This is a genomic window from Mycobacterium sp. 5-140-3-2, from assembly GCF_035666375.1.
Lineage (GTDB): Bacteria > Actinomycetota > Actinomycetes > Mycobacteriales > Mycobacteriaceae > Mycobacterium > Mycobacterium intracellulare.
Genome location: NZ_CP142025.1, coordinates 476,313 through 497,546, shown reverse-complemented (window position 1 = coordinate 497,546; position 21,234 = coordinate 476,313). Strand labels below are relative to the sequence as shown.

Genomic DNA, 21,234 nt, shown 5'->3' with positions numbered 1-21,234 from the left:
GTCGAGCAGGGTATTCCTGCGGCTGGTAGCGATACGAATCCACTTTTCTGTAACATGTTCTAGTTGCAACGACAGGAAGGCACGGGCCTTGACCGAGGCGGATCTGGACCAAGTACCCGACGAGCCACTCGGTGACCACGTCCTCGAACTGCAGATCGCCGAGGTCATCGCGGAGACCGACGATGCGCGGTCGCTGGTGTTCGCGGTGCCCGACGACGAAGGGGACCCCGGCATCCCGCCCGAGCGCCTGCGTTACTCGCCGGGCCAGTTCTTGACGTTGCGCGTCCCCAGCGAGCGCACCGGGTCGGTGGCGCGCTGCTATTCGCTGTGCAGCTCGCCGTTCACCGACGACGCCCTGGCCGTCACGGTCAAACGGACCGCCGACGGGTACGCCTCCAACTGGCTGTGCGACAACGCGCGGGCGGGCATGCGTATCCACGTGCTGGCCCCGTCGGGCAATTTCGTGCCGAAGACGCTCGGCGACGACTTCCTGCTGATGGCCGCGGGCAGCGGGATCACCCCGATCATGTCGATCTGCAAGTCGGCGCTGGCCGACGGCGGCGGACAGGTGACGTTGGTCTACGCCAACCGCGACGAGGATTCGGTGATCTTCGCCGAGGCGCTGCGCGAGCTGTCGGCCAAATACCCTGACCGGCTCACCGTCGTGCACTGGCTGGAATCGCTGCAGGGCCTGCCCAGCGTGGCCGCGCTGGCCAAGCTGGCGGCCCCCTACACCGACCGGCCCGTCTACATCTGCGGCCCGGGCGCGTTCATGGAGTCCGCCAAGGAGGCGCTGGAGACGCTGAAAGTGCCTGCGCCACAAATACATATCGAGGTGTTCAAGTCGCTGGAATCGGATCCGTTCGCCGCGGTGAAGATCGAGGACACCCCCGAGGGTGACCTGCCGCCGGCCACCGCGGTGGTGGAGCTCGACGGCGAGACCCACACGGTGTCATGGCCGCGCAACGCCAAGTTGCTCGACGTGCTGCTGGCCAAGGGCCTCGACGCGCCGTTCTCCTGCCGCGAGGGTCACTGCGGCGCGTGCGCCTGCACCCTGCGCAGCGGCAAGGTGAACATGGAGGTCAACGACGTGCTCGAGCAGCAGGACCTCGACGAGGGCCTGATCCTGGCCTGTCAATCCCACCCCGAATCTGATTCGGTAGAAGTGACCTACGACGAGTAGTCGCGGGTTAGGTTCACCCTTGGGGTCAGCAACGGGGAAGGGATGGCGTCGATGATGCGGCTGGTGTCGGGATTCGCGGTGGTCGCGGCGCTGCCGATGTTGCTGCCCGCCGGGGTGTGCGCGGCGGCGAGCAACACGGCCACCACGCTGTTCCCGCTGGACGGGCCCAACCAGCTCGAGACGCGGGTGATCCTCAACTGCTTCAAATCCGACGGCCACTGCGACTTCACCGCCGGCGCGGACATGCTGACGCCCGACGGGGTGACCGGTTTCCCGCCCGGCCTGTGGGCCCGTCAGACCACCGAGATCCGCTCCTCGAACCGGCTGGCCTACCTCGACGCGCACGCCGACGGCCAGTACGAGCGGGTGCACAAGTCGATGGGTTCCGACGAGATCACCACGATCTACATGGGCGAGGGTCCCCCGGAGAAGTATCAGACCAACGGGCGCATCGACTCCACCGATTGGCAGACGGGGCAACCCAAGACCGACAACAACGTCATCGCCTGCACCCACATCCAGGTCGTCTACTCCGGGGTCAACATCACCTCGCCCAGCACCTGCGCGCAGACCACCTTCTCCTGATCTCTCAGTCCGGGTAGTCGCCGGTCTCGAGGTCGTCGAGAAGGCTTGGGCCCGTGGGTTTCCAGTCGAATCGTTGGCGGGTCAGCGCGCTGGACGAGGGCTGGTCGGCGGCGAAGATGGCGCCGAGCGGGCCGAAGGCCTCGACCGGGGCGGATTCGACGGGCACCCCGAGCCGGCGGCCGATCACCTCGGCGATCGCCCGCATCGGGTCGCCTTCGTCACCCACCGCGTGCAGTACCGAGCCGGGCGGGGCCTGCTCGAGGGCCAGCCGGAACAACGACGCCGCGTCGTCGCGGTGCACCGCGGGCCAGCGTTGCGCGCCGTCGCCGATGAAGGCCGACACCCCGCGCCGGCGCGCGAGCTGAATCAGCATGCCGGCGAAGCCGTAGCGTCCGCCGGCATCATGGACCGACCGCGGCAGCCGCACCACGGCCGATCTGACACCGCGCTCGGCCAGGTTGATGACGGCTTGTCCGGTGCGGCCACGCCCGGCCATCGGCCCCTCGGTGTTGAACGGGTCGTCCTCGGTGCTGGCGCGACCGGCCACCGCGGGGCCGCCGCTGGCGAGCACCAGCGGCTTGCCGGTGTCGACGAGCGCGTCGCCGAGCGCGGCGACCGCGCGGGCCTCGTCCCCGATCGCGTCTCCGATCACGTCGCCGGTACCGACGAAGTCGTGCGAGAACGCCAGGTAGGCAACGCCGTCGGCGTCGCCGGCCGCCTCCCGCAACACGTCGAGGTCGGTGACGTCGCCGCGCAGCGGCTCGCCCCCGAGTCCGCCGATGGTCGCCGCCGCGGCCTCCGAGCGGGCCAGGCCCACGACCTGATGGCCGGCGGCGAGCAGTTCCGTGACGACGGCCGAGCCGATTCCTCCGCTGGCGCCGGTGACGAATACGCGCACGAGCAGCTCCTTCCACGTGATGAGACATTTGTCCCATCACCCTACACCCGTGACGGGACTATGGTCGCATCACTAGGCTGGGGCCATGGCCCGGTGGGAACCCGATGCGCGCGAACGCCTGGTCGCCGCCGCACTGGACCTGTTCAACGAACGGGGCTACGACGAGACGACCGTCACGCAGATCGCCAAGCGCGCCGGCCTGACGAAAAGCACGTTCTTTCGGCACTTCCCGGACAAGCGGGACGTGCTGGCGGCCGGCCAGGACGCGATCGCGCAACTACTGCGCGAGGGCATCGCCACGGCGCCGGCCGACGCGACGCCGCTGGCCGCCGTGTGCTCCGGCCTGAAATCGGCCGCGGCCGCGTTCACGTCGTTCAACCGGGAGCTCGCGCCCAGGCTCAAGGCCGCGATCGCCGCCAGCACCGAACTCCAGGAGCGCAACGCGCTCAAACAAATCGGGCTGGCGCGCGCGGTGGCCGAGGCACTCCAGGCGCGCGGCATACCCGAGCCGACGGCGGTATTGGCCGCCGAACTCGGTGCGCTGGCATTCAAGACGGCCTACGCACGCTGGAGCGAACCGGGCGACGACCGAGACCTGGGCGCCATGGCATGCGACGCGCTGCACGAATTACACGCCGCCGCGGCCGATCTCGGCTAGCGCGGCAGACCGAGCAGGCGTTCGGCCGCCACGGTCAGCAGGATCTGCTCCGTGCCGCCCGCGATCGTCAGGCAGCGGGTGTTGAGGAAATCGAACACCGCCCGGTCGCCGTCGGCCCGGCGGTCGACGAGGCCGCCGCCTTCGGCGGCATCCATGGTGAATTCGGCCAGCGCCTGGCGGTAGCGGACGCCGATCAGCTTGCGCACACTCGATTGGGCGCCGGGGTCCTGGCCGCCCACCGCGAGCTGGGCGATGCGCTGGTCCAGCAGCGCGCCGGTCTGGGCCAGGATGATCAGGCGCGCCAGCCGGTCCTGCTCGGCGACGTCGAGTTCCCTTGCCGCCAAGAGGGTTAACAGCTCTTCCATCGGGTTGCCCAGCGCCGTGCCGTTGGCCATCGCCACCCGCTCGTTGGCCAGCGTGGTGCGGGCCAGCCGCCAGCCGTCGTTGACCTCACCGACCACCATCTCGTCGGGCACGAACACGTTGTCCAGGAACACCTCGTTGAACAGCGAGTCGCCGGTGATCTCGCGCAGCGGCCGGATGTCGATGCCGGGCGATTTCATGTCGACCAGGAAGTAGGTGATGCCTTTGTGTTTCGGGGCATCGGGGTCGGTGCGCGCCAGGCACACGCCCCAGCGCGCCTTGTGCGCCGCGGACGTCCACACCTTCTGGCCGGTCAGCAGCCAGCCGCCGTCACCGCGGACCGCCTTGGTGCGCAGCGACGCCAGGTCGGAGCCCGCGCCGGGCTCGGAAAACAGTTGGCACCACAGGAATTCACCGCGCAACGTGCCCGGCACGAATTGCTCGATCTGCTCCGGTGTGCCGTGCTCGAGGATGGTCGGCGCCGCCCACCAGCCGATCACCAGGTCCGGCCGTTCGACGCCGGCCGCGGCGAGCTCCTGATCGATCAGCAGCTGCTCCGCCGGGGATGCGGCGCGCCCGTACGGCTTGGGCCAGTGCGGCGCCTGCAGGCCCGCCTCGGCCAGACCCACCTGTCGCTTCTCGGCCGGCAGTTCGGCGATCTCGGCGACGGCCGCGGCGATCTCGGCGCGCCGGCCCTCGACCTCGGTGAGGTCGATGCCCAGCCGCCGGCGCACGCCGTCCTGGGTGAGCGCGGTGATGCGCCGCTGCCAGCGCTCGGGGCCGCCCAGGAAGCGGCCGATGGCGTGCGCCCGGCGCAGGTACAGGTGCGCGTCGTGCTCCCAGGTGCAGCCGATGCCGCCGAGCACCTGGATGCAGTCCTTGACGTTGGCCTTCACGGTGGTGATGCAGGTGCTGGCGGCCAGCGCGGCCGCGATGGAGAACTGGGACGCGTCGCCGTCGCCGGCGGCGCGAGCCGCGTCCGAGGCGGCCACCTCGGCCTGCTCGGCGCGGCACAGCATCTCGGCGCACAGGTGTTTGATGGCCTGGAAGCTGCCGATCGGCTTGCCGAACTGCTCGCGGACCTTGGCGTAGTCGACGGCGGTCTCGAGCGCCCATCGGGTGATGCCGGCGGCCTCGGCGGCCAGGACGGTGGCGGCCAGTTCCTCGACGCGCGTGCCGGTTTCGGACAGCACCGTGGCCGGGGCGGAGCTGAGCACCACCCGGGCCAGCGGCCGGGAGAAGTCGGTGGCCTGCAGCGGCTCGACCCGCACGCCCTCGCCGGCAGCGTCGATCAGCAGCCACTTGCCGTCGGCGGGCGCCAGCAGCACGCTATCGTCGGCGGCGCCCAGCGCGAACGGAAGTGTGCCCGACGCCGTCGAGGTCGCGCCGTCGAGTCGGACGTCGCCTTCGAGCGCCAGCCCGGCGAAGCGCTCCCCGGCGGCCAGCGCCTCCAGCAGTCCGGGGTCGGTGACGACGAGCGTCGCGAGCGCGGTGGTCGCGACCGGGCCGGGGACCAGCGCTTTGGCCGCCTCCTCGACCATCGCGCACAGGTCTTCGATGGACCCACCCGCCCCGCCGGATTCCTCCGGGATCGCGACGCCGAAGATTCCCAGTTCGGCCAGCCGGGAGAACACCGGCCGCCACGCGTCGGGCTTGCCCTGCTCGACCTCGCGGATCGCCGCGGTGCCACCCGGTCCCGACGTCGCATTGCGGGCCCAGTCGCGCACCAGGGCGCGCGCGGCAAACTGCTCATCGGTGACGGTCGCTACCACCTGAGAGGACCTCCGCGTCCTTGGCTCGACGTGACACGGGGCCGGCCGGCGCCCGTGTCCTGATTGTCCGATCTTTGCGCGAGCGGGGACATCCCCACCACCAGTTGGCGCGCAACCCGCTCACCGAAGACTAGAACGTGTTCTAATAGTGCCAGTGATCGACCGTCAAGTCGAACGCCATTGCAGCAGCACATGCGCTTGTCCCCGGCGGTATGGAGGTGGGAAATTCACACGCAGAATGCGTATCGTTTGCAAACGAACCGCCCGGAACAGGAGCAAACCATCACATGCCAGCCAGCGCCAATGCCAAGGCCACTTCCAAGGCTAGTTCGGGCCGCGTTTCCGACTCGCAGCCGCGTGAGGTCATAAACGTGGCGGTTCTGGCGGAGTCCGAACTCGGGTCTGAGGCGCAGCGGGAACGCCGCAAGCGCATCCTGGATGCCACCATGGCCATCGCGTCCAAGGGCGGCTACGAGGCCGTTCAGATGCGTGCGGTCGCGGATCGCGCCGACGTGGCGGTGGGGACGCTGTACCGGTATTTCCCGTCGAAGGTGCACCTGCTGGTATCGGCGCTGGGCCGCGAGTTCGGCCGCATCGACGCCAAAACCGACCGCTCGGCGATGACCGGCGGCACACCCTTTCAGCGGCTGAACTTCATGGTGGGCAAGCTCAACCGCGCGATGCAACGCAACCCGCTGCTGACCGAGGCGATGACGCGCGCCTACGTCTTCGCCGACGCGTCGGCGGCCAGCGAGGTCGACCAGGTCGAAAAGCTCATCGACTCCATGTTCGCGCGCGCGATGGCCGACGGCGAACCGACCGAGGACCAGTACCACATCGCCCGGGTGATCTCCGACGTGTGGCTGTCGAACCTGCTCGCCTGGCTCACCCGCCGCGCCTCGGCCACCGACGTCAGCAAGCGGCTGGATCTGGCCGTGCGGTTGCTGATCGGCGACCAAGACTCCAAATAGCGGCGCTCACCCGGGCGGGCCGGCGGTGCGTCCGCGGATCAGCTCGGTGTCGAGGAGTTCGGTGACCGGCAGACCGGACCGCGGTGGCTTCAACAACAGCTCGCCCGCGCGGCGCCCCTTGTGCAGGCTCGGCTGCGACACCGTGGTCAGCCCGCGGCTGATGGCCTCGGGCACGCCGTCGAATCCGGTGACGGTCAGCTGGCCGGGCACGTAAATGCCATGCGCCCGTAGGTAATCCATGGCGGACAGGGCCAGGATGTCCGCGGTGCACAGCAGCGCGGTGATGCGCGGATTGGTTTCCAGCGCCACCTTGGCGGCCGCGCCGCCCGATTCGGCCAGGTGCTCGTAGCTTTCCACCACGGTCAGCGAATCCGGGTCGATGCCGGCGGCCGTCATCGCCTCCCACACGCCGATGATGCGCTCGCGTTGCACGTCGAAGGCGGGCGAGCGCAACCGCTCGGCGTCCACCAGGCCGTGGCGCCGGTCCCGGCCCAGCCGCATGGTCAGCAGCCCGATCTCGCGATGCCCCAGCCCGAGCACGTAGTCGGCGAGCTCACGCATCGCCGCGCGGTCGTCGATGCCCACCCGCGAGGCGCCGGCGAGATCCTTCGGCTGATCGACCACCACGACCGGCAGCCGTCGCTGCAGCACCACCTGCAGGTAGGGATCGTCATCGCACACCGAATACACCACGAAACCGTCCACGCCCGCCGACAGCACCGCGTCGGTTCCCTCTTTCAGGCTGCGGCTGGGCCCCACGGCCACCAACAGCAGCCCCTGCCCGGCCGCCTCGCAGGACTGCGCCACCCCGGTGACGAAATCCCGGGCGGCGGGGTCGCTGAAGAAATAGGTCAGCGGCTCGGCCATCACCAGACCGACCGCGCCGGCCTTGCGGGTCCGCAACGAGCGCGCCACCGGGTCGGGGCCGGCGTAGCCGAGCCGCTTGGCCGTCGCGAGCACGCGTTCACGCAGGTCGGCGGAGAGTTGATCGGGGCGGTTGAAGGCGTTCGAGATCGTGGTGCGCGAAACGTTGAGCTCGTCCGCGACCGACGCCAGGGTCGCACGCCGGCGCGGTGTGGGGCTCACGTTCGGTGACGCTACAGCGGATCGGTGCGCGGCCCATGCGCTTCCGACCGCGGCTTTGTAATGGAAACGATTTTCATTAGTATTGTGGATCGGCTTGCTGGCGGGCGGGAGGAAATCGGACGTGCGCATGGCACTGACGCGTGGGCTGGCGGCCGCATTGGCCGTGGCCGGCTCGGCGGTGCTGTCCGGCTGCGGCGGGCACCCCGCGCACCCGCACGCGTCTGCCGTCGTCGCGTCCACCGACGTGTGGGGCAGCGTCGCGCGCGCCGTCGCCGGCAGCCATGTGGCGGTCAAGTCCATCCTGAGCGGCGCGGAAACCGACCCGCACTCCTACGAGGCCAGCCCCTCGGACGCCGCCGCCATCGCCGACGCCGCCCTGGTCGTCTACAACGGCGGCGGCTACGACGGATGGGTCGACGACGTGCTGGCCCGCCAGCCCGGCGCCAGGCCGGTCAACGCCTACTCGTTCCTCGAGAACGACGGGCAACCGCGCAACGAGCACGTCTTCTACGACCTGAGCGTCGCCAAGGCGGTGGCCGCCACGATCGCCGACCGGCTCGCGACGATCGACCCGGGCAACGCCGCGGACTACCGGGCCAGTGCCGCCACGTTCGGGCGCGGCGCCGACGCCATCGCCGGCACCGAACACGGCATCGCCGCCGCCTACCCCCACACCTCGGTCGTGGCGACCGAACCGGTCGCCTTCTACCTGCTGAAGGCGACGGGCCTGCTGAACCGCACCCCGCCCTCGTTCGCCGCGGCGATCGAGAACGAGACCGACCCGGCGCCGGCCGATCTGGCGTCGGTCCTCGACCTCATCGACCGGGCTCAGGTGTCGGCGCTGGTGGTCAACCCGCAGACCTCGGCGGCCGCAATCACCGGCCTGCGCGACGCCGCGCGTCACGCGGGTGTGCCCGTCACCGAGGTGGCCGAGACCCTGCCCGACGGGGCGGATTACCTGAGCTGGCAACGCAATACGGTCGAACGGCTGCTGGCCGCGCTGCAGTCGAGCCGGCCCGTCCAGCCGTGAGCATCGACACGGCACCCGCCGTCGATCGGCACCCGGACACCGTGTCACTGCGCGGCGCCCGCCTGGCGTTCGGCGACCGGGTGCTGTGGGACCACCTGGACCTGTCGGTGTCGCGCGGCGAGTTCATCGCGGTGCTCGGCCCCAACGGCAGCGGCAAGACGTCGCTCCTCAACGTGCTCCTGGGGCAGCTGCCGCTGAGCGCCGGCGTCGGGTTGGTGGAAGGCAGGCCGATCACCTCGGGTAGCGGCCGCATCGGCTATGTGCCGCAACATCGCCCGCTGGACCGCGACGTGATGCTGCGGGGACGGGACCTGGTTCGGCTGGGTGTCGACGGCGGGCGCTGGGGCGCCGTCCCGCTGCGGTCCCGCGACCGTGCCCGGCGGCGCGCGACCGTCGCCCACGCCCTGAGCCAGGTAAACGGCGAACGCCTGGCGGACGTCCGGGTCGGCGTGATGTCCGGCGGCGAGCTGCAGCGGGTACGCATCGCCCAGGCACTCGTCAGCGACCCGACCCTGCTGCTGTGCGACGAACCGCTGCTGACGCTGGACCCGGCGAACGCGAAGCTGGTGTCGGCGCTGATCGACCGGCGCCGCCGGGAGGCGGGGACCACGGTCATCGTCGTCACCCACGAGATCAACCCGATCCTGCCGTATGTGGACCGGGTGCTGTACCTGGTCGACGGCCGGTTCAGGATCGGCACCGTCGACGAAGTGATGACCAGCGAGACGCTCTCGGCGCTGTATCGATCCGACATCCAGGTGGTGAAGGTCAGGGACGGCTACGTGGTGGCCGGCGAGCGCACCGACGGCCACGGCTGATGGAGCACCGGCTCGCCGACGTGGGACACCACCTGTTCTCCTTCGACATCACCGCGCATCTGCTCAGCCACGACTTCGTGCAGCAGGCGCTGGTGGCGGCCGCGCTGCTGGGTTTGGTGGCCGGGCTGATCGGGCCGTTCATCGTGATGCGGCAAATGTCGTTCGCCGTGCACGGGTCCAGCGAATTGTCGTTGACCGGAGCCGCTTTCGCGCTGCTCGTCGGATTCGGGGTGGGTCTGGGCGCGCTGATCGGCAGCGCCCTCGCGGCGGCGCTGTTCGGCGTGCTGGGCCGGCGCGCCCGGGAACGCGATTCGGTGATCGGGGTGGTCCTCGCGTTCGGCCTGGGCCTGGCGGTGTTGTTCATCCACCTCTACCCGGGCCGGACGGCGACCAGCTTCGCGCTGCTGACCGGCCAGATCGTCGGGGTCGGCTACACGGGGCTGACGATGCTGGCGCTGGTTTGCCTCCTCGTCATCGCCGTGCTGGCAACGTGTTACCGCCCGCTGCTGTTCGCCACCGTCGACCCCGACGTCGCCGCCGCCCGCGGCGTGCCGGTTCACGCGCTCGGGATCGTGTTCGCCGCGCTGGTCGGGGTGGTGGCCGCCCAGGCGGTGCAGATCGTCGGGGCGCTGCTGGTGATGTCGCTGCTGATCACGCCGGCGGCCGCGGCGGCCCGGGTGGTCACCTCGCCGGCGGCGGCCATGCTGACCTCGGTGGTGTTCGCCGAGGTGGCCGCGGTCGGCGGGATCGTGTTATCGCTTGCGCCGGGCGTGCCGGTGTCGGTCTTCGTCGCGAGCATCTCATTTCTGATCTACCTGGTCTGCTGGCTGGTGGGGCGCCGGCGCGAGGCGTCCGCCTAAGCTGGTCGCACAGATCGGCCCACGTCGGGGAAGGCTCGGAGGCCATGGCGCGCAGGCGAATCGCGGTCCTGGTGCAGGCGGCGGTGTCCACCCTCGCGGTCGGCTGCACCACCGTCGTCGACGGAAGCGCCGCGCCCGCAGACACCCCCGGCCCGCTGCCGCAGCCCCCCGTGGCCGTCGCCGCCCTCGACGGACTGCTGCTCGACCAGGGCCAGATCAACTCCGTGCTCACCGCGGGGATGCGGGTCCGCAACCGCACACAGGCGATGTGGGACTCCAGCGCGACTTTCAGCGACAAGAGCTGCCTGGCGGTGGACGGTCCCGCCCAGGAAGCCGTGTATGCGGACACCGGCTGGACCGCGATGCGCGGCCAACAACTGGACGACAACTACGACGACCCCACCGTCCGCAATGACTCCGCCGCCGAGGCCGTGATCGCCTATCCAACCGCGCGCCAGGCCAACACCTTCTACGACGCCTCGGTGCGGCGGTGGTTCGCCTGCGCCAACCGCAAGTTCGTCGACCGTCCCCCGGGCAAGCCCGAAATCGTGTGGACCGCGGGCGACGCCCACAAAGTCGGCGGCACACTCAGCACGTCGACAGCTCAGGACGGCGGCGACGGCTGGACGTGCCAGCGGGCGCTGACCGTTCGTAACAACATCGCCATCGACGTCGCCACGTGCGCGTCCTTCCTGGCCGGCGGGTCCGCCGCCGACATTGCCCAGCAGATCGCGGCCAAGGTCGCCGGGCAATAGCCCGCCCCCATAAGCTGGGCGGGTGGCCGGTATCGACCTCAACGCCGACCTGGGCGAGGGCTTCGGCGTCTGGCGCCTCGGTGACGACGACGCCATGCTCGACATCGTCACCAGCGCCAACGTGGCGTGCGGTTTCCACGCGGGGGACCCCGCCGGACTGGTGCGGGTATGCACCTCGGCCGCGCGGCGCGGGGTGCGCATCGGGGCGCAGGTGAGCTACCGCGACCTGGCCGGGTTCGGCAGGCGCTTCATCGACGTCGCCGCCGACGACCTGATCGCCGACGTGGTGTATCAGATCGGCGCGCTGCAGGCGATCGCGCACGCGTGCGGTTCTGTCGTGTCCTACGTGAAACCGCATGGGGCGCTGTACAACACGATCGTGACCAACAGCGAGCAGGCCGCCGCGGTCGCCGAGGCGGTGCGGCTCGTCGACGACGGCCTGCCGGTGCTGGGCATGGCCGGGTCGGCGTTCTTCGACGAGGCCGCCCGACGCGGTCTGCGGACCGTGGCCGAGGCGTTCGCCGACCGGGCCTACCGCCCGGACGGGCGGCTGGTCTCCCGCCGCGAACCCGGCGCGGTATTGCACGATCCGGGCGCGATCGCCGAGCGCGTCACCGCCATGGTGACCGCGGGCCAGGTCACCGCGATCGACGGGAGCCACATCGAGGTGAGCGTGGAATCGGTTTGCGTGCATGGTGATTCGCCGGGGGCGGTGCGGATTGCCACCGCGGTCCGCGATCGCCTCACGGCGGCCGGCGCCGACCTTCGGGCGTTCTGCTGATGCGGCTCAAGCTCGGGCGCCCCGACATCGCCCGGTACGCGGACCGATTCGACGCCCCCGCGGCCGGACCCGACGGGCTCTCGGTGACCTGGATGGGCGTGGCGACGCTGCTGATCGACGACGGCTCGTCGGCGTTGATGACCGACGGCTACTTCTCCCGGCCGGGCCTGGCCAAGATCGCGGCCGGCAGGGTGGCGCCGTCGCCGGCCCGCGTCGACGGATGCCTGGCCCGCGCCAAGGTGTCGCGACTGGCCGCCGTCATCCCGGTGCACACCCACATCGACCACGTGCTGGACTCCGCGCTGGTCGCCGACCGCACCGGCGCGCAGCTGATCGGCGGCCAGTCCGCGGCCAACGTCGGGCGCGGCTACGGCCTCCCGGAGAACCGGATCGTCGTCGCGGTCGACGGGCAGCCAATTCGGTTGGGCGACTACGAGATAACGTTGGTAAACTCCCACCACTGCCCACCCGACCGGTATCCCGGCGTGATCGACGAACCGCTGATCACCCCGGTGAAGGCGTCGGCGTACCGCTGCGGCGAGTCGTGGTCGACGCTGGTGGCCCACCGGCCGACGGGCCGGCGGCTGCTGATCCAGGGCAGCGCCGGTTTCGTCAAGGGGGCGCTGGCCGGCCACCGCGCCGATGCCGTCTACCTGTCCGTCGGGCAGCTGGGGCTGCAGCCGCGGTCGTATCTGGTCGACTATTGGGCCGAGACCGTCCGCGCGGTGGGCGCTCGCCGGGTGATCCTCATCCACTGGGACGACTTCTTCCGCCCGCTGACAAAGCCGTTGCGCGCCTTGCCCTATGCGGGCGACGACCTCGACGTCTCCATCCGCGTCCTCGATGAGCTGGCCGCACAGGACGGTGTCGCGCTGCACCTGCCGACGGTGTGGCGGCGCGAGGACCCGTGGAGCGAAGCGGTCTAGACGTTGGCACTGACCGTCGCGCTGTTGCTGCTCGCCGTCGTCCTGGGGTTCGCCGTCGCGCGCCCACGGGGCTGGCCCGAGGCGCTTGCCGCGATCCCGGCCGCGCTCATCCTGGTCGGGATCGGGGCGGTCTCGGTCCAGCAGGCGGCCACGGAGATCGCCGACCTGTCCGAGGTGGTCGCCTTCCTCGGGGCGGTGCTGGTGCTGGCCAAGCTGTGCGACGACGAGGGCCTGTTCGAGGCCGCCGGCGCGGCGATCGCGCGCGGACGCGTCGGGTCGGGCACGCTGCTGCGGCGGGTGTTCGCGATCGCGTCGGGGATCACCGCCGTGCTGAGCCTGGACGCCGCCGTGGTGCTGCTGACCCCGGTGGTGCTCGCCGCCGTGCGGCGGCAGCGCACGCGGGTGCGGCCCTACGCCTACGCCACCGCCCATCTGGCCAATGGCGCCTCGCTGCTACTGCCGGTGTCCAACCTGACCAACCTGCTGGCCTTCCACACTGCCGACATCTCGTTCACCAAGTTCACGCTGGTGATGGCGCTGCCGTGGCTCGGCGCGGTGGCCACCCTCTACGTGGTCTTCCGCTGGTTCTTCGCCAAGGACCTACGGGTGCAGCCGAACCCGGAGCAACGCGGCGCGCCACCACGCCCGCCGGTGTTCGTGTTGGTGGTCGTCGCGCTGACGCTGGCCGGGTTCGCGGTCGCCCAGTCGGTGGGGGTGGCGCCGGCCTGGGTGGCGTTGTGCGGCGCCGCGGCGCTGGCGGCGCGCAGCCTGCGCCGCCGCCATACGTCGGTGTCGGAGATCGTGCGCTCGGCCAACGTGTCCTTCCTGGTTTTCGTGCTGGCGTTGGGGGTCGTGGTGCGGGCGGTCATGCTGGGCGGGATGGACCGGGCGATGTCGGCGGTGCTGCCGTCGGGCTCGGGCCTGCCCGCCTTGCTGGCGATCGCCGCGATCGCGGCCGTGCTGGCCAACGTCGTCAACAACCTGCCCGCCACCCTGGTGTTGCTGCCGCTGGTCGCCCCGGCCGGGCCGGTGGCGGTGCTGGCGGTGCTGATCGGGGTCAACATCGGCCCCAACCTGACCTACGTCGGGTCATTGTCAAACCTGTTGTGGCGGCGGGTGCTTCGCCAGCACGACGTCGACGCCGGGGTCGGCGAATACACCCGCCTCGGGGTGTGCACCGTGCCCGCGTCGCTGGCGGTGGCGGTGCTGGCGCTGTGGGCGTCGGCGGGGGCGCTCGGCCTCTAGCCCCGACGGTATGCCCGCGGCAACGGCATGGACAGCTCGGCCAGCACACCCCGCAGCGCCGTCGGATAGTCGGTGATGATGCCGTCGACCCCGTACCCGATCTGCCGGCGCATGGCGTCGACGTCGTCGACCGTCCACGGAATGACCTTGAGCCCCAACGCATGCGCGCGGTCGACGTACGGCTTGCCGGCGACCAGCCGGTAGTCCGGTGAGACGGCGTCGGCGCCCACCGTCAGCGCGCCGATCAGCGGATCGCCGGGAGTCTGCTCGTCATAGAGGGCCACCAACGGGATTGACGGTTCGGCCCGGTGGACCAACGGCAGCGTGCGCCAGTCGAAGCTCTGTATGTCCACCCGCTCGACCTTGCCCGCGGCCCTGACCGCGGCCAGTATCACGTCGACGAACTCCTGCGGCTCGGGTTCATCGGCGTCCACCTTGGTTTCGATGTTGTAGCGCACGGCGTCGGCGCGGTAGGAGTCGGCGAGTGCGAAAACCTGAGGCAGCGTGGCGATCCTGTTGCCCGGCGCCACTTCGGCGTTCGGGAAGTCGTCCAGCCGGCGCCCGCAGTCCAGGGTGCGGATCTGGGCCAGCGTGAGCTCGTGCACGAGTTTGCCGACGTAGGGGTACTGCGGGTCGCCGGCGAATGCGGGTGCGGTGTCGGCGCATTTCTCGGCCGCGATCGTCGAGTCGTGCCACACCAGCGGTTGGCGGTCCCGGGTGAGCACGACGTCGAGTTCCAGTGTGCTGACCCCCAATTCGAGCGACCTGGCGAAGGCCCGCAACGACTGCTCGGTGGCCTCCCCGCGGCCGCCGCGGTGGGCCTGCAGGTCGAAGTCGGGTGCCTGCGCGGCGGCCGGCGCCGCCACAAGCACCGCCGATGCCAGCAGCGCGGCAACGAGGCGGGCGATCACCTAACCCCTGCGCTGGCGCGAGATTTCGGCGAGCACCACCCCGGCGGCCACCGAGGCGTTCAGCGATTCGGCATTGCCGGCCATCGGGATGGACACCACCTCGTCGCAGTTCTGCCGCACCAGCCGCGACAGCCCCTTGCCTTCCGACCCGACGACGACCACGATCGGGTCGGTGCCGTCGAGGTCGTCGAGCGTGGTGTCGCCGCCGGCGTCCAGCCCGATCACCCGCAGGCCGCGATCCGCCCAATCCGTCAGTGTCCTGGTGAGATTGGTGGCCCGGGCCACCGGGACGCGGGCCGCGGCCCCGGCGCTGGTGCGCCATGCCACCGCCGTCACCGAGGCCGACCGCCGCTGCGGGATGAGCACGCCGTGGCCGCCGAACGCGGCGACCGAACGCACGATGGCGCCCAGGTTGCGGGGGTCGGAGATGTTGTCGAGCGCGACCAGCAGCGCGGGCGGCGAACCGGTCCCCGCCTCCACCAGGTCGTCGGGGTGGGCGTAGTTGTAGGGCGGCACCTGCAACGCGATGCCCTGGTGCAGATGGTTGTTGGTCATCCGGTCCAGGTCGGTGCGCGGCACCTCCAGGATCGCGATGCCCAAATCGGCGGCGCGGGAGACGGATTCGGTGAGCCGCTCGTCGGCTTCGCTGCCCAGCGCCACGTAGAGCGCGGTCGCCGGAACGCCGGCGCGCAGGCACTCCAGCACCGGGTTGCGGCCCAGCACCGTCTCGGTCTCGTCGGTCTTACCCCGCGCGGGGCGGCGCGACGGCGACTGGGCGCGCTTGGCGGCGGGGTGGTTGGGGCGCATGTGCGCGGGAGGCGTGGGGCCGCGGCCCTCCAGCCCGCGGCGACGCTGGCCGCCCGAACCGACGGTCGGGCCCTTCTTGGTGCCCGCCTTACGGATTGCGCCGCGGCGTCGCGAATTGCCGGCCATGTGCGTGGCCCCTACTGATCCGGGCCGGCCTGCAGCGACCACTGCGGCCCGTCGGCGGTGTCGGTGACCTCGATGCCGGCGTGCTTGAGCCGGTCCCGGATCTCGTCGGCGAGCGCCCAGTTGCGCTGCTCGCGCGCCTTCTCCCGGTTCTCCAGCTCCGCGTGCACCAGCACGTCGACGGCGGCCAGCGCCGCCGACGTCTCGTCGCGGGTCTCCCAGCGCTCGTCGAGGGGGTCGCAGCCCAGGATGCCCATCATTGCGCGGATCGCCCGGGCGTGGCGCAGCGCGCCGTCGTGATCGCCGGAGTCCAGCGCCCGGTTGCCCTCGGCGCGGGCGGAGTGCACCTCGGCCAGCGCCGCCGGCACCGCCAGGTCGTCGTTGAGCGCGTCGGCGAACTTCGGCGTCCACTGGCCGGGCTCGACGCCGCCGACCCGAACCCGCACCCGGTGCAGGAATTCCTCAACGCCCACATAGGCTTTCACCGCGTCCTGCAGGGCGGTCTCGGAGAATTCCAGCATCGACCGGTAGTGGGCGCTGCCCAGGTAGTAGCGCAACTCGGCGGGCCGGACCCGCTGCAGCAGCGCCGGGATGGCCAGCACGTTGCCCAGCGACTTGCTCATCTTCTCGCCGCCCATCGTCACCCAGCCGTTGTGCAGCCAGTAGCGGGCGAAACCGTCGCCGGCGGCGCGGCTCTGGGCGATCTCGTTCTCGTGATGCGGGAAGACCAAATCCATTCCGCCGCAATGGATGTCGAATTCGGCGCCCAGGTAGGTGCGGGCCATCGCCGAGCATTCCAGGTGCCAGCCCGGGCGGCCGCGGCCCCACGGCGTGGGCCAGGACGGCTCGCCGGGCTTGGCGGCCTTCCACAGGGTGAAGTCGCGCTGGTCGCGTTTGCAGGTGGCCGCGCCCTCGCCCTGATGGACGTCGTCGATCTTGTGGCCGGACAGTTGCCCGTACTCCGGGTAGCTGAGCACGTCGAAGTAGACGTCGCCGCCGGCGGCGTACGCGTGGTCGGTTTCGATCAGGCGGTGCATCAACTCGATCATCTGGGTGATGTGGCCGGTGGCCCGCGGCTCGGCCGACGGCGGCAGCACGTCCAGGGCGTCGTAGGCGGCGGAGAAGGCGCGTTCGTAGGTGGCCGCCCACTCCCACCACGGCCTGCCCGCCGCGGCGGCCTTGTTGAGGATCTTGTCGTCGATGTCGGTGACGTTGCGGATGAAGGCGACGTCGCACCCGCGGGCGATCAGCCAGCGGCGCAGGATGTCGAAGGCCACCCCGCTGCGGACGTGGCCGATGTGCGGCAGGCCCTGCACGGTGGCGCCGCAAAGGTAGATGGAGACGTGGCCCTCGCGCAGCGGCACGAAATCACGCACAGCACCGGCTGCCGTGTCGTGTAGCCGCAAGCGGGCGCGATCGGTCACGACGTGCCAGCTTACCGGGTAGTTCCCCGGCGCCCGGCGCTGCGCGGGCTTAGCCCGCGGGGACCACCAGCGCGGTGGCGATGGCAGCCAGCCCCTCACCGCGTCCGGTCAGCCCTAACCCGTCGGTCGTGGTCGCCGACACCGACACCGGCGCTCCCAATAATTCCGACAGCACGCGCTGCGCCTCGGCGCGGCGGGGACCGACCTTCGGCCGGTTCCCGATGACCTGCACGGCGGCGTTGGAGACCCGGAAGCCTGCGCCCGACGCCAGTGCGGCGACGTGGCGCAGCATGTCCGCGCCGCTGATGCCCTCGAAGCGCGGATCGTCTACCCCGAACATGGCGCCCACGTCGCCGAGGCCCGCCGCCGAGAGCACCGCGTCGCACAGCGCGTGCGCCCCCACGTCGCCGTCGGAGTGGCCGGCGCAGCCGTCGGCGTCGGCGAACAGCAGACCCAGCAGCCAGCACGGCCGCCCGGGTTCGATCGGGTGCACGTCGACGCCCAGGCCGACCCTGGGGACGGGAAGGGGCTCGCTCATCGGCGCACGATCGCTTCGGCCAGCAACAAATCGAGCTGAGTGGTGATCTTGAACGCCAGCGGATCGCCGTCGACCACCTGGACCTGCCCGCCGACGTGCTCGACCAGCGACGCGTCATCGGTGAAACCGGCCGCGCCGGCGCCGGCCCGGTAGGCGCGCTGCAGCAGGTCGGTGGCGAACCCCTGGGGCGTCTGCACCGCCCGTAGCCCGTCGCGCTCCGGCGTCCCCAGGACCACCCCGTTGGCGTCCACGGCCTTGATGGTGTCGTGCAGCCGCAACGCGGGCACCACGGCGTCGTGGCCGGCCCGCAGGGCGTCGACCACGCGGGTGATCAGCGTCGGAGGGGTCAGCGCGCGCGCCGCGTCGTGCACCAGCACGTACGCGGCGGCCACGGGGAGGGCGGCCAAGGCCAGGTCGACGGATCGGGTGCGGTCGGGCCCGCCGGCGACGACGGTGGCCCGGCCGGCGAGGACGCGCTTGGCCTCGTCGATCCGGTCGGCGGGCACGGCCACCACGACGTGATCGACCACGCCGGATTCCAGTAGACCCGCGACGGCGCGCTCCAGCAGGGTGCGGCCGGCAATCTCGCAGAATGCCTTGGGGATTCCCGCCGCCAGTCGTTCGCCCGAACCTGCGGCCGGGACGACGGCGATTACGTTGCCCGAGGTGCCCGTCTGTCGGGCCACCGAAGCGTCAGGACCTTCAGGAAGCGGCGGCCAGAACCTCGTCGAGGATGGTCTCCGCCTTGGCGTCGTCGGTGCTCTCCGCCAACGCCAGTTCACCGACGAGGATCTGGCGGGCCTTGGCCAGCATGCGCTTCTCACCGGCCGACAGTCCGCGCTCCTGGTCGCGGCGCCACAGGTCGCGCACCACCTCGGCCACCTTGTTGACGTCGCCGGAGGCAAGCTTTTCGAGATTGGCCTTGTAGCGGCGCGACCAGTTCGTCGGCTCCTCGGTGTGCGGGGCGCGCAGCACCTGGAACACCTTGTCGAGGCCTTCCTGTCCGACGACGTCGCGGACGCCGACGTACTCGGCGTTCTCCGCGGGAACTCGAACGGTCAGGTCTCCCTGCGCCACCTTCAAGACGAGATATTCTTTTTGTTCCCCTTTGATCGTCCGGGTTTCGATCGCCTCGACTAACGCAGCACCGTGATGCGGATAAACAACGGTGTCGCCGACCTTGAAGATCATCTGATTCGAGCCCCTTTCGTTACTTCATCCTAACACGCCCGCCTAACCACGCGCGAAGCAACGATGCAGGTCAGGGGCACAACACGCGCAGATTAGGGGTTGACATGGGGACCAAGTCGTGCAGTGCAGCACATTACCAACGCCCCCGGACCGGGCGGTTGGCGGCCTTTAAAACAGCTCCTGCGCTGGTCTGGCGCCCCGCGCTACCGCGTGCACAGCGTCCCTACTACTGTGCATAGTTGCATTAGTCGAACCGGCCGAGCAGGAGGCTGTAGAGAGTGAACCGCTTCAAGATCCGCCTCGGCCTTCCCGCGATCGCCGTGGCCGGCGTGCTGGCCGTGCTGGCCGCGCTGCTCAGCGGTTGCGGGGCCGGTCAGGTTTCGCAGATGGCGGTGCAGGAGCCCGCCATCAACGGGAACAAGGTCACCTTCAACAACGTGGCGTTGCGCAACATCCACCTCCAGGCCACGCAGACGGGTGACTTCCTGCAGCCCGGCCGGGCGGTCGACCTGGTGCTGGTGGCCGTCAACCAGTCGCCGACCACCCCGGACAGGCTCGTCGGCATCACCAGCGACGTCGGCGCCGTGGCGATCAGCGGCGACACCCGCCTGCCCGCCGGCGGGATGCTGTTCATCGGCACGCCCGAGGGCCAGAAGGTGGCGCCGGGACCGATCGATTCCAGCACCGCGGCCAAGGCGACCGTCACCTTGGCCAAGCCCATCTCGAACGGCCTGACCTACAACTTCACGTTCAACTTCGAGAAGGCCGGGCAGGCCACCGTGCTGGTCCCGATTTCGGCCGGAGTGACCCCGCCGCACCAAAATCACGCGGGGTAACCGCCTGTCGTGACGGGGGCTTGTCGTAGCGGCTCGATACCGTCATCACGTGGCAACCGCGCGCTCGCAATACCGCTGCTCGGAATGCCGGCACGTCACCGCGAAATGGGTCGGCCGCTGCCTCGAGTGCGGCACCTGGGGCACCGTTGACGAGGTCCCGGTGCTCAGTACCGTCGCCGGGCGCCGCGCCGTTCGTGCCGCGGCGTCGCAGGCCGTGCCGATCACGTCCATCGAGCCGGGCGCCAGCCAGCACCGCACGACGGGCGTAGGCGAACTCGACCGGGTGCTCGGCGGCGGCGTGGTGCCCGGTTCGGTCACGCTGCTGGCGGGCGATCCGGGCGTGGGGAAGTCGACGCTGTTGCTCGAGGTCGCCCACCGCTGGGCGGAATCCGGCCGCCGCGCGCTGTACATCTCCGGCGAGGAGTCCGCCGGCCAGATCCGGTTGCGCGCCGACCGCATCGGCTGCGGCGGCGACGAGCTGTACCTGGCCGCCGAATCCGACCTGCACACCGTGCTCGAGCACATCGCCACGGTCAAGCCCGCGCTGGTGATCGTGGACTCGGTGCAAACCATGTCCACCACCGAGGCCGACGGCGTCGCCGGCGGCGTCACGCAGGTGCGGGCGGTGACGTCGGCGCTGACCGCGGCGGCCAAGACCAACGGGGTCGCGCTGATCCTGGTCGGGCACGTCACCAAGGACGGGGCCATCGCCGGGCCGCGTTCCCTCGAGCACCTCGTCGACGTGGTCCTGCACTTCGAGGGTGACCGCAACGGCTCGCTGCGGATGGTCCGGGGCATCAAGAACCGGTTCGGCGCCGCCGACGAGGTCGGGTGTTTCCTGTTGCACGACAACGGGATCGAAGGGGTCGCCGACCCGTCGAACCTGTTCTTGGACCAGCGCCCCGCGCCGGTTCCCGGCACCGCGATCACGGTGACCCTCGACGGCAAACGTCCGCTCATCGGCGAGGTGCAGGCCCTGCTGGCCTCGCCGTCGGGCGGTTCGCCGCGCCGCGCCGTCAGCGGCATCGACCATTCGCGGGCCGCCATGATCACCGCCGTGCTGGAAAAGCACGCCAAGTTGCCCGTCGCCGCCCACGACATCTACCTGTCCACCGTCGGCGGCATGCGGCTGACCGATCCGTCATCGGATCTGGCGGTCGCGGTCGCGCTGGCGTCCGCGCTCGCCGATCTGCCCCTGCCCACCACGGCGGTGATGATCGGGGAGGTGGGCCTGGCCGGCGACCTCCGGCGGGTCAGCGGCATGGAGCGGCGCCTGTCCGAGGCCGCGCGCCAGGGATTCACCGTCGCGCTCATCCCGGACGGCGACGACCCCCGGCGCGATATCGTGCCCCGCGGGATGCGCGCGCTGCGTGCGCCCACCATCGTCGCGGCGCTCCAGCACATGATCGACATCGCCGAGCGCCGCGGCGGCCCCGCAAACCCGTACCGGCTGGACGCGTGACGCGATGGGCC

Annotated in this window: 22 protein-coding genes; 13 read left to right on the top strand and 9 right to left on the bottom strand. The window is 70.8% G+C overall.

The genetic code is table 11. From position 1 onward, the window contains the following. The first annotated feature begins 88 nt into the window (after positions 1–88). Together P6281_RS02500 and P6281_RS02495 are read left to right on the top strand one after the other, a co-directional pair. The gene (locus tag P6281_RS02500) at positions 89–1,183 is read left to right on the top strand and encodes a ferredoxin--NADP reductase (RefSeq protein ID WP_014381743.1); all 1,095 of its coding nucleotides are present in this window, start codon (positions 89–91) and stop codon (positions 1,181–1,183) included. 51 nt (positions 1,184–1,234) lie between these two features. Further along, positions 1,235–1,768 carry a hypothetical protein gene (locus P6281_RS02495; protein WP_008263570.1) on the top strand — a complete coding sequence of 178 codons (534 nt, stop codon included), beginning with the start codon at positions 1,235–1,237 and terminating at the stop codon, positions 1,766–1,768. A 4-nt stretch (positions 1,769–1,772) separates the two neighbouring features. On the opposite strand, the gene P6281_RS02490 is transcribed toward P6281_RS02495, so the two are convergent. Further along, on the bottom strand, positions 1,773–2,666 hold the full coding sequence (locus P6281_RS02490) for an SDR family oxidoreductase (RefSeq protein WP_324738605.1): 894 nt from the start codon (positions 2,664–2,666) through the stop codon (positions 1,773–1,775). A gap of 85 nt (positions 2,667–2,751) precedes the next feature. Between P6281_RS02490 and P6281_RS02485 the strand changes: the two genes are divergently transcribed. Beyond that, positions 2,752–3,324: a TetR/AcrR family transcriptional regulator gene (locus P6281_RS02485; protein ID WP_014383757.1), complete on the top strand. Its 573-nt coding sequence runs from the start codon at positions 2,752–2,754 to the stop codon at positions 3,322–3,324. Here the strand turns inward: P6281_RS02485 and P6281_RS02480 are convergent. Further along, the gene (locus tag P6281_RS02480) at positions 3,321–5,459 is read right to left on the bottom strand and encodes an acyl-CoA dehydrogenase (RefSeq protein ID WP_014383756.1); all 2,139 of its coding nucleotides are present in this window, start codon (positions 5,457–5,459) and stop codon (positions 3,321–3,323) included. The genes P6281_RS02485 and P6281_RS02480 overlap by 4 nt on opposite strands. A gap of 371 nt (positions 5,460–5,830) precedes the next feature. Here P6281_RS02480 and kstR point away from each other — a divergent pair, with 371 nt between their 5' ends. Further along, positions 5,831–6,430, top strand: coding sequence for a cholesterol catabolism transcriptional regulator KstR (gene kstR / locus P6281_RS02475; protein ID WP_008263559.1), 600 nt, complete (start codon positions 5,831–5,833; stop codon positions 6,428–6,430). A 6-nt stretch (positions 6,431–6,436) separates the two neighbouring features. Here the strand turns inward: kstR and P6281_RS02470 are convergent, their stop codons facing one another. After that, positions 6,437–7,516, bottom strand: a complete 1,080-nt coding sequence (locus P6281_RS02470; RefSeq protein WP_009957019.1) for a LacI family DNA-binding transcriptional regulator — start codon at positions 7,514–7,516, stop codon at positions 6,437–6,439. A gap of 127 nt (positions 7,517–7,643) precedes the next feature. Here P6281_RS02470 and P6281_RS02465 point away from each other — a divergent pair, with 127 nt between their 5' ends. Genes P6281_RS02465 through P6281_RS02435 form a run of 7 tightly spaced genes read left to right on the top strand, consistent with a single transcriptional unit; the run spans position 7,644 to position 13,931 of the window. After that, positions 7,644–8,546 (top strand): metal ABC transporter solute-binding protein, Zn/Mn family, encoded by a 903-nt coding sequence (locus P6281_RS02465; RefSeq protein ID WP_014383755.1) that lies wholly within the window; start codon positions 7,644–7,646, stop codon positions 8,544–8,546. Continuing rightward, positions 8,543–9,364 carry a metal ABC transporter ATP-binding protein gene (locus tag P6281_RS02460; protein WP_014383754.1) on the top strand — a complete coding sequence of 274 codons (822 nt, stop codon included), beginning with the start codon at positions 8,543–8,545 and terminating at the stop codon, positions 9,362–9,364. The genes P6281_RS02465 and P6281_RS02460 overlap by 4 nt, the downstream gene beginning before the upstream one ends. Then, positions 9,364–10,224, top strand: coding sequence for a metal ABC transporter permease (locus P6281_RS02455; RefSeq protein WP_008263555.1), 861 nt, complete (start codon positions 9,364–9,366; stop codon positions 10,222–10,224). The genes P6281_RS02460 and P6281_RS02455 overlap by 1 nt, the downstream gene beginning before the upstream one ends. Before the next feature lie 44 nt (positions 10,225–10,268). Further along, complete coding sequence (locus P6281_RS02450) at positions 10,269–10,979, top strand: sensor domain-containing protein (RefSeq protein ID WP_014383753.1); 711 nt, start codon at positions 10,269–10,271, stop codon at positions 10,977–10,979. A gap of 22 nt (positions 10,980–11,001) precedes the next feature. Further along, positions 11,002–11,760, top strand: coding sequence for a LamB/YcsF family protein (locus tag P6281_RS02445; RefSeq protein ID WP_008263550.1), 759 nt, complete (start codon positions 11,002–11,004; stop codon positions 11,758–11,760). Then, entirely contained in the window at positions 11,760–12,686 is a 927-nt protein-coding gene (locus tag P6281_RS02440; protein ID WP_324738604.1) for an MBL fold metallo-hydrolase, read from the top strand. Before P6281_RS02445 ends, P6281_RS02440 begins: the two co-directional genes overlap by 1 nt. A gap of 3 nt (positions 12,687–12,689) precedes the next feature. Beyond that, positions 12,690–13,931, top strand: a complete 1,242-nt coding sequence (locus P6281_RS02435) for an SLC13 family permease (protein WP_065508300.1) — start codon at positions 12,690–12,692, stop codon at positions 13,929–13,931. Here the strand turns inward: P6281_RS02435 and P6281_RS02430 are convergent. From P6281_RS02430 to carD, 6 genes are read right to left on the bottom strand one after another with little or no spacing between them, the layout of a single operon-like run. Then, positions 13,928–14,842, bottom strand: a complete 915-nt coding sequence (locus tag P6281_RS02430; RefSeq protein ID WP_202377920.1) for a glycerophosphodiester phosphodiesterase — start codon at positions 14,840–14,842, stop codon at positions 13,928–13,930. The two genes, P6281_RS02435 and P6281_RS02430, sit on opposite strands and share 4 nt — an antisense overlap. Beyond that, entirely contained in the window at positions 14,843–15,775 is a 933-nt protein-coding gene (gene rlmB / locus P6281_RS02425) for a 23S rRNA (guanosine(2251)-2'-O)-methyltransferase RlmB (protein WP_202377919.1), read from the bottom strand. It lies immediately after the preceding gene. Between the two features lie 11 nt (positions 15,776–15,786). Beyond that, positions 15,787–17,196 carry a cysteine--tRNA ligase gene (gene cysS, locus P6281_RS02420; protein WP_008263537.1) on the bottom strand — a complete coding sequence of 470 codons (1,410 nt, stop codon included), beginning with the start codon at positions 17,194–17,196 and terminating at the stop codon, positions 15,787–15,789. A 49-nt stretch (positions 17,197–17,245) separates the two neighbouring features. Beyond that, the gene (gene ispF / locus P6281_RS02415; RefSeq protein WP_008263536.1) at positions 17,246–17,734 is read right to left on the bottom strand and encodes a 2-C-methyl-D-erythritol 2,4-cyclodiphosphate synthase; all 489 of its coding nucleotides are present in this window, start codon (positions 17,732–17,734) and stop codon (positions 17,246–17,248) included. Next, complete coding sequence (ispD, locus tag P6281_RS02410) at positions 17,731–18,420, bottom strand: 2-C-methyl-D-erythritol 4-phosphate cytidylyltransferase (RefSeq protein WP_008263535.1); 690 nt, start codon at positions 18,418–18,420, stop codon at positions 17,731–17,733. Before ispD ends, ispF begins: the two co-directional genes overlap by 4 nt. Positions 18,421–18,436: 16 nt before the next feature. Next, entirely contained in the window at positions 18,437–18,925 is a 489-nt protein-coding gene (gene carD / locus P6281_RS02405) for an RNA polymerase-binding transcription factor CarD (protein WP_003419482.1), read from the bottom strand. Between the two features lie 278 nt (positions 18,926–19,203). Between carD and P6281_RS02400 the strand changes: the two genes are divergently transcribed. Beyond that, positions 19,204–19,761, top strand: a complete 558-nt coding sequence (locus P6281_RS02400; protein ID WP_008263526.1) for a hypothetical protein — start codon at positions 19,204–19,206, stop codon at positions 19,759–19,761. A gap of 49 nt (positions 19,762–19,810) precedes the next feature. Beyond that, entirely contained in the window at positions 19,811–21,223 is a 1,413-nt protein-coding gene (gene radA / locus P6281_RS02395; protein ID WP_008263524.1) for a DNA repair protein RadA, read from the top strand. Positions 21,224–21,234: the final 11 nt, after the last annotated feature.

Bases quoted from the DNA above. Each gene is read 5' to 3' on its own strand.
- P6281_RS02495 (WP_008263570.1), top strand. From the start codon at position 1,235: ATGATGCGGCTGGTGTCGGGATTCGCGGTGGTCGCGGCGCTGCCGATG.
- carD (WP_003419482.1), bottom strand. From the start codon at position 18,925: ATGATCTTCAAGGTCGGCGACACCGTTGTTTATCCGCATCACGGTGCT.
- rlmB (WP_202377919.1), bottom strand. From the start codon at position 15,775: ATGGCCGGCAATTCGCGACGCCGCGGCGCAATCCGTAAGGCGGGCACC.
- P6281_RS02485 (WP_014383757.1), top strand. From the start codon at position 2,752: ATGGCCCGGTGGGAACCCGATGCGCGCGAACGCCTGGTCGCCGCCGCA.
- P6281_RS02465 (WP_014383755.1), top strand. From the start codon at position 7,644: ATGGCACTGACGCGTGGGCTGGCGGCCGCATTGGCCGTGGCCGGCTCG.
- P6281_RS02455 (WP_008263555.1), top strand. From the start codon at position 9,364: ATGGAGCACCGGCTCGCCGACGTGGGACACCACCTGTTCTCCTTCGAC.
- ispF (WP_008263536.1), bottom strand. From the start codon at position 17,734: ATGAGCGAGCCCCTTCCCGTCCCCAGGGTCGGCCTGGGCGTCGACGTG.
- P6281_RS02450 (WP_014383753.1), top strand. From the start codon at position 10,269: ATGGCGCGCAGGCGAATCGCGGTCCTGGTGCAGGCGGCGGTGTCCACC.
- P6281_RS02440 (WP_324738604.1), top strand. From the start codon at position 11,760: ATGCGGCTCAAGCTCGGGCGCCCCGACATCGCCCGGTACGCGGACCGA.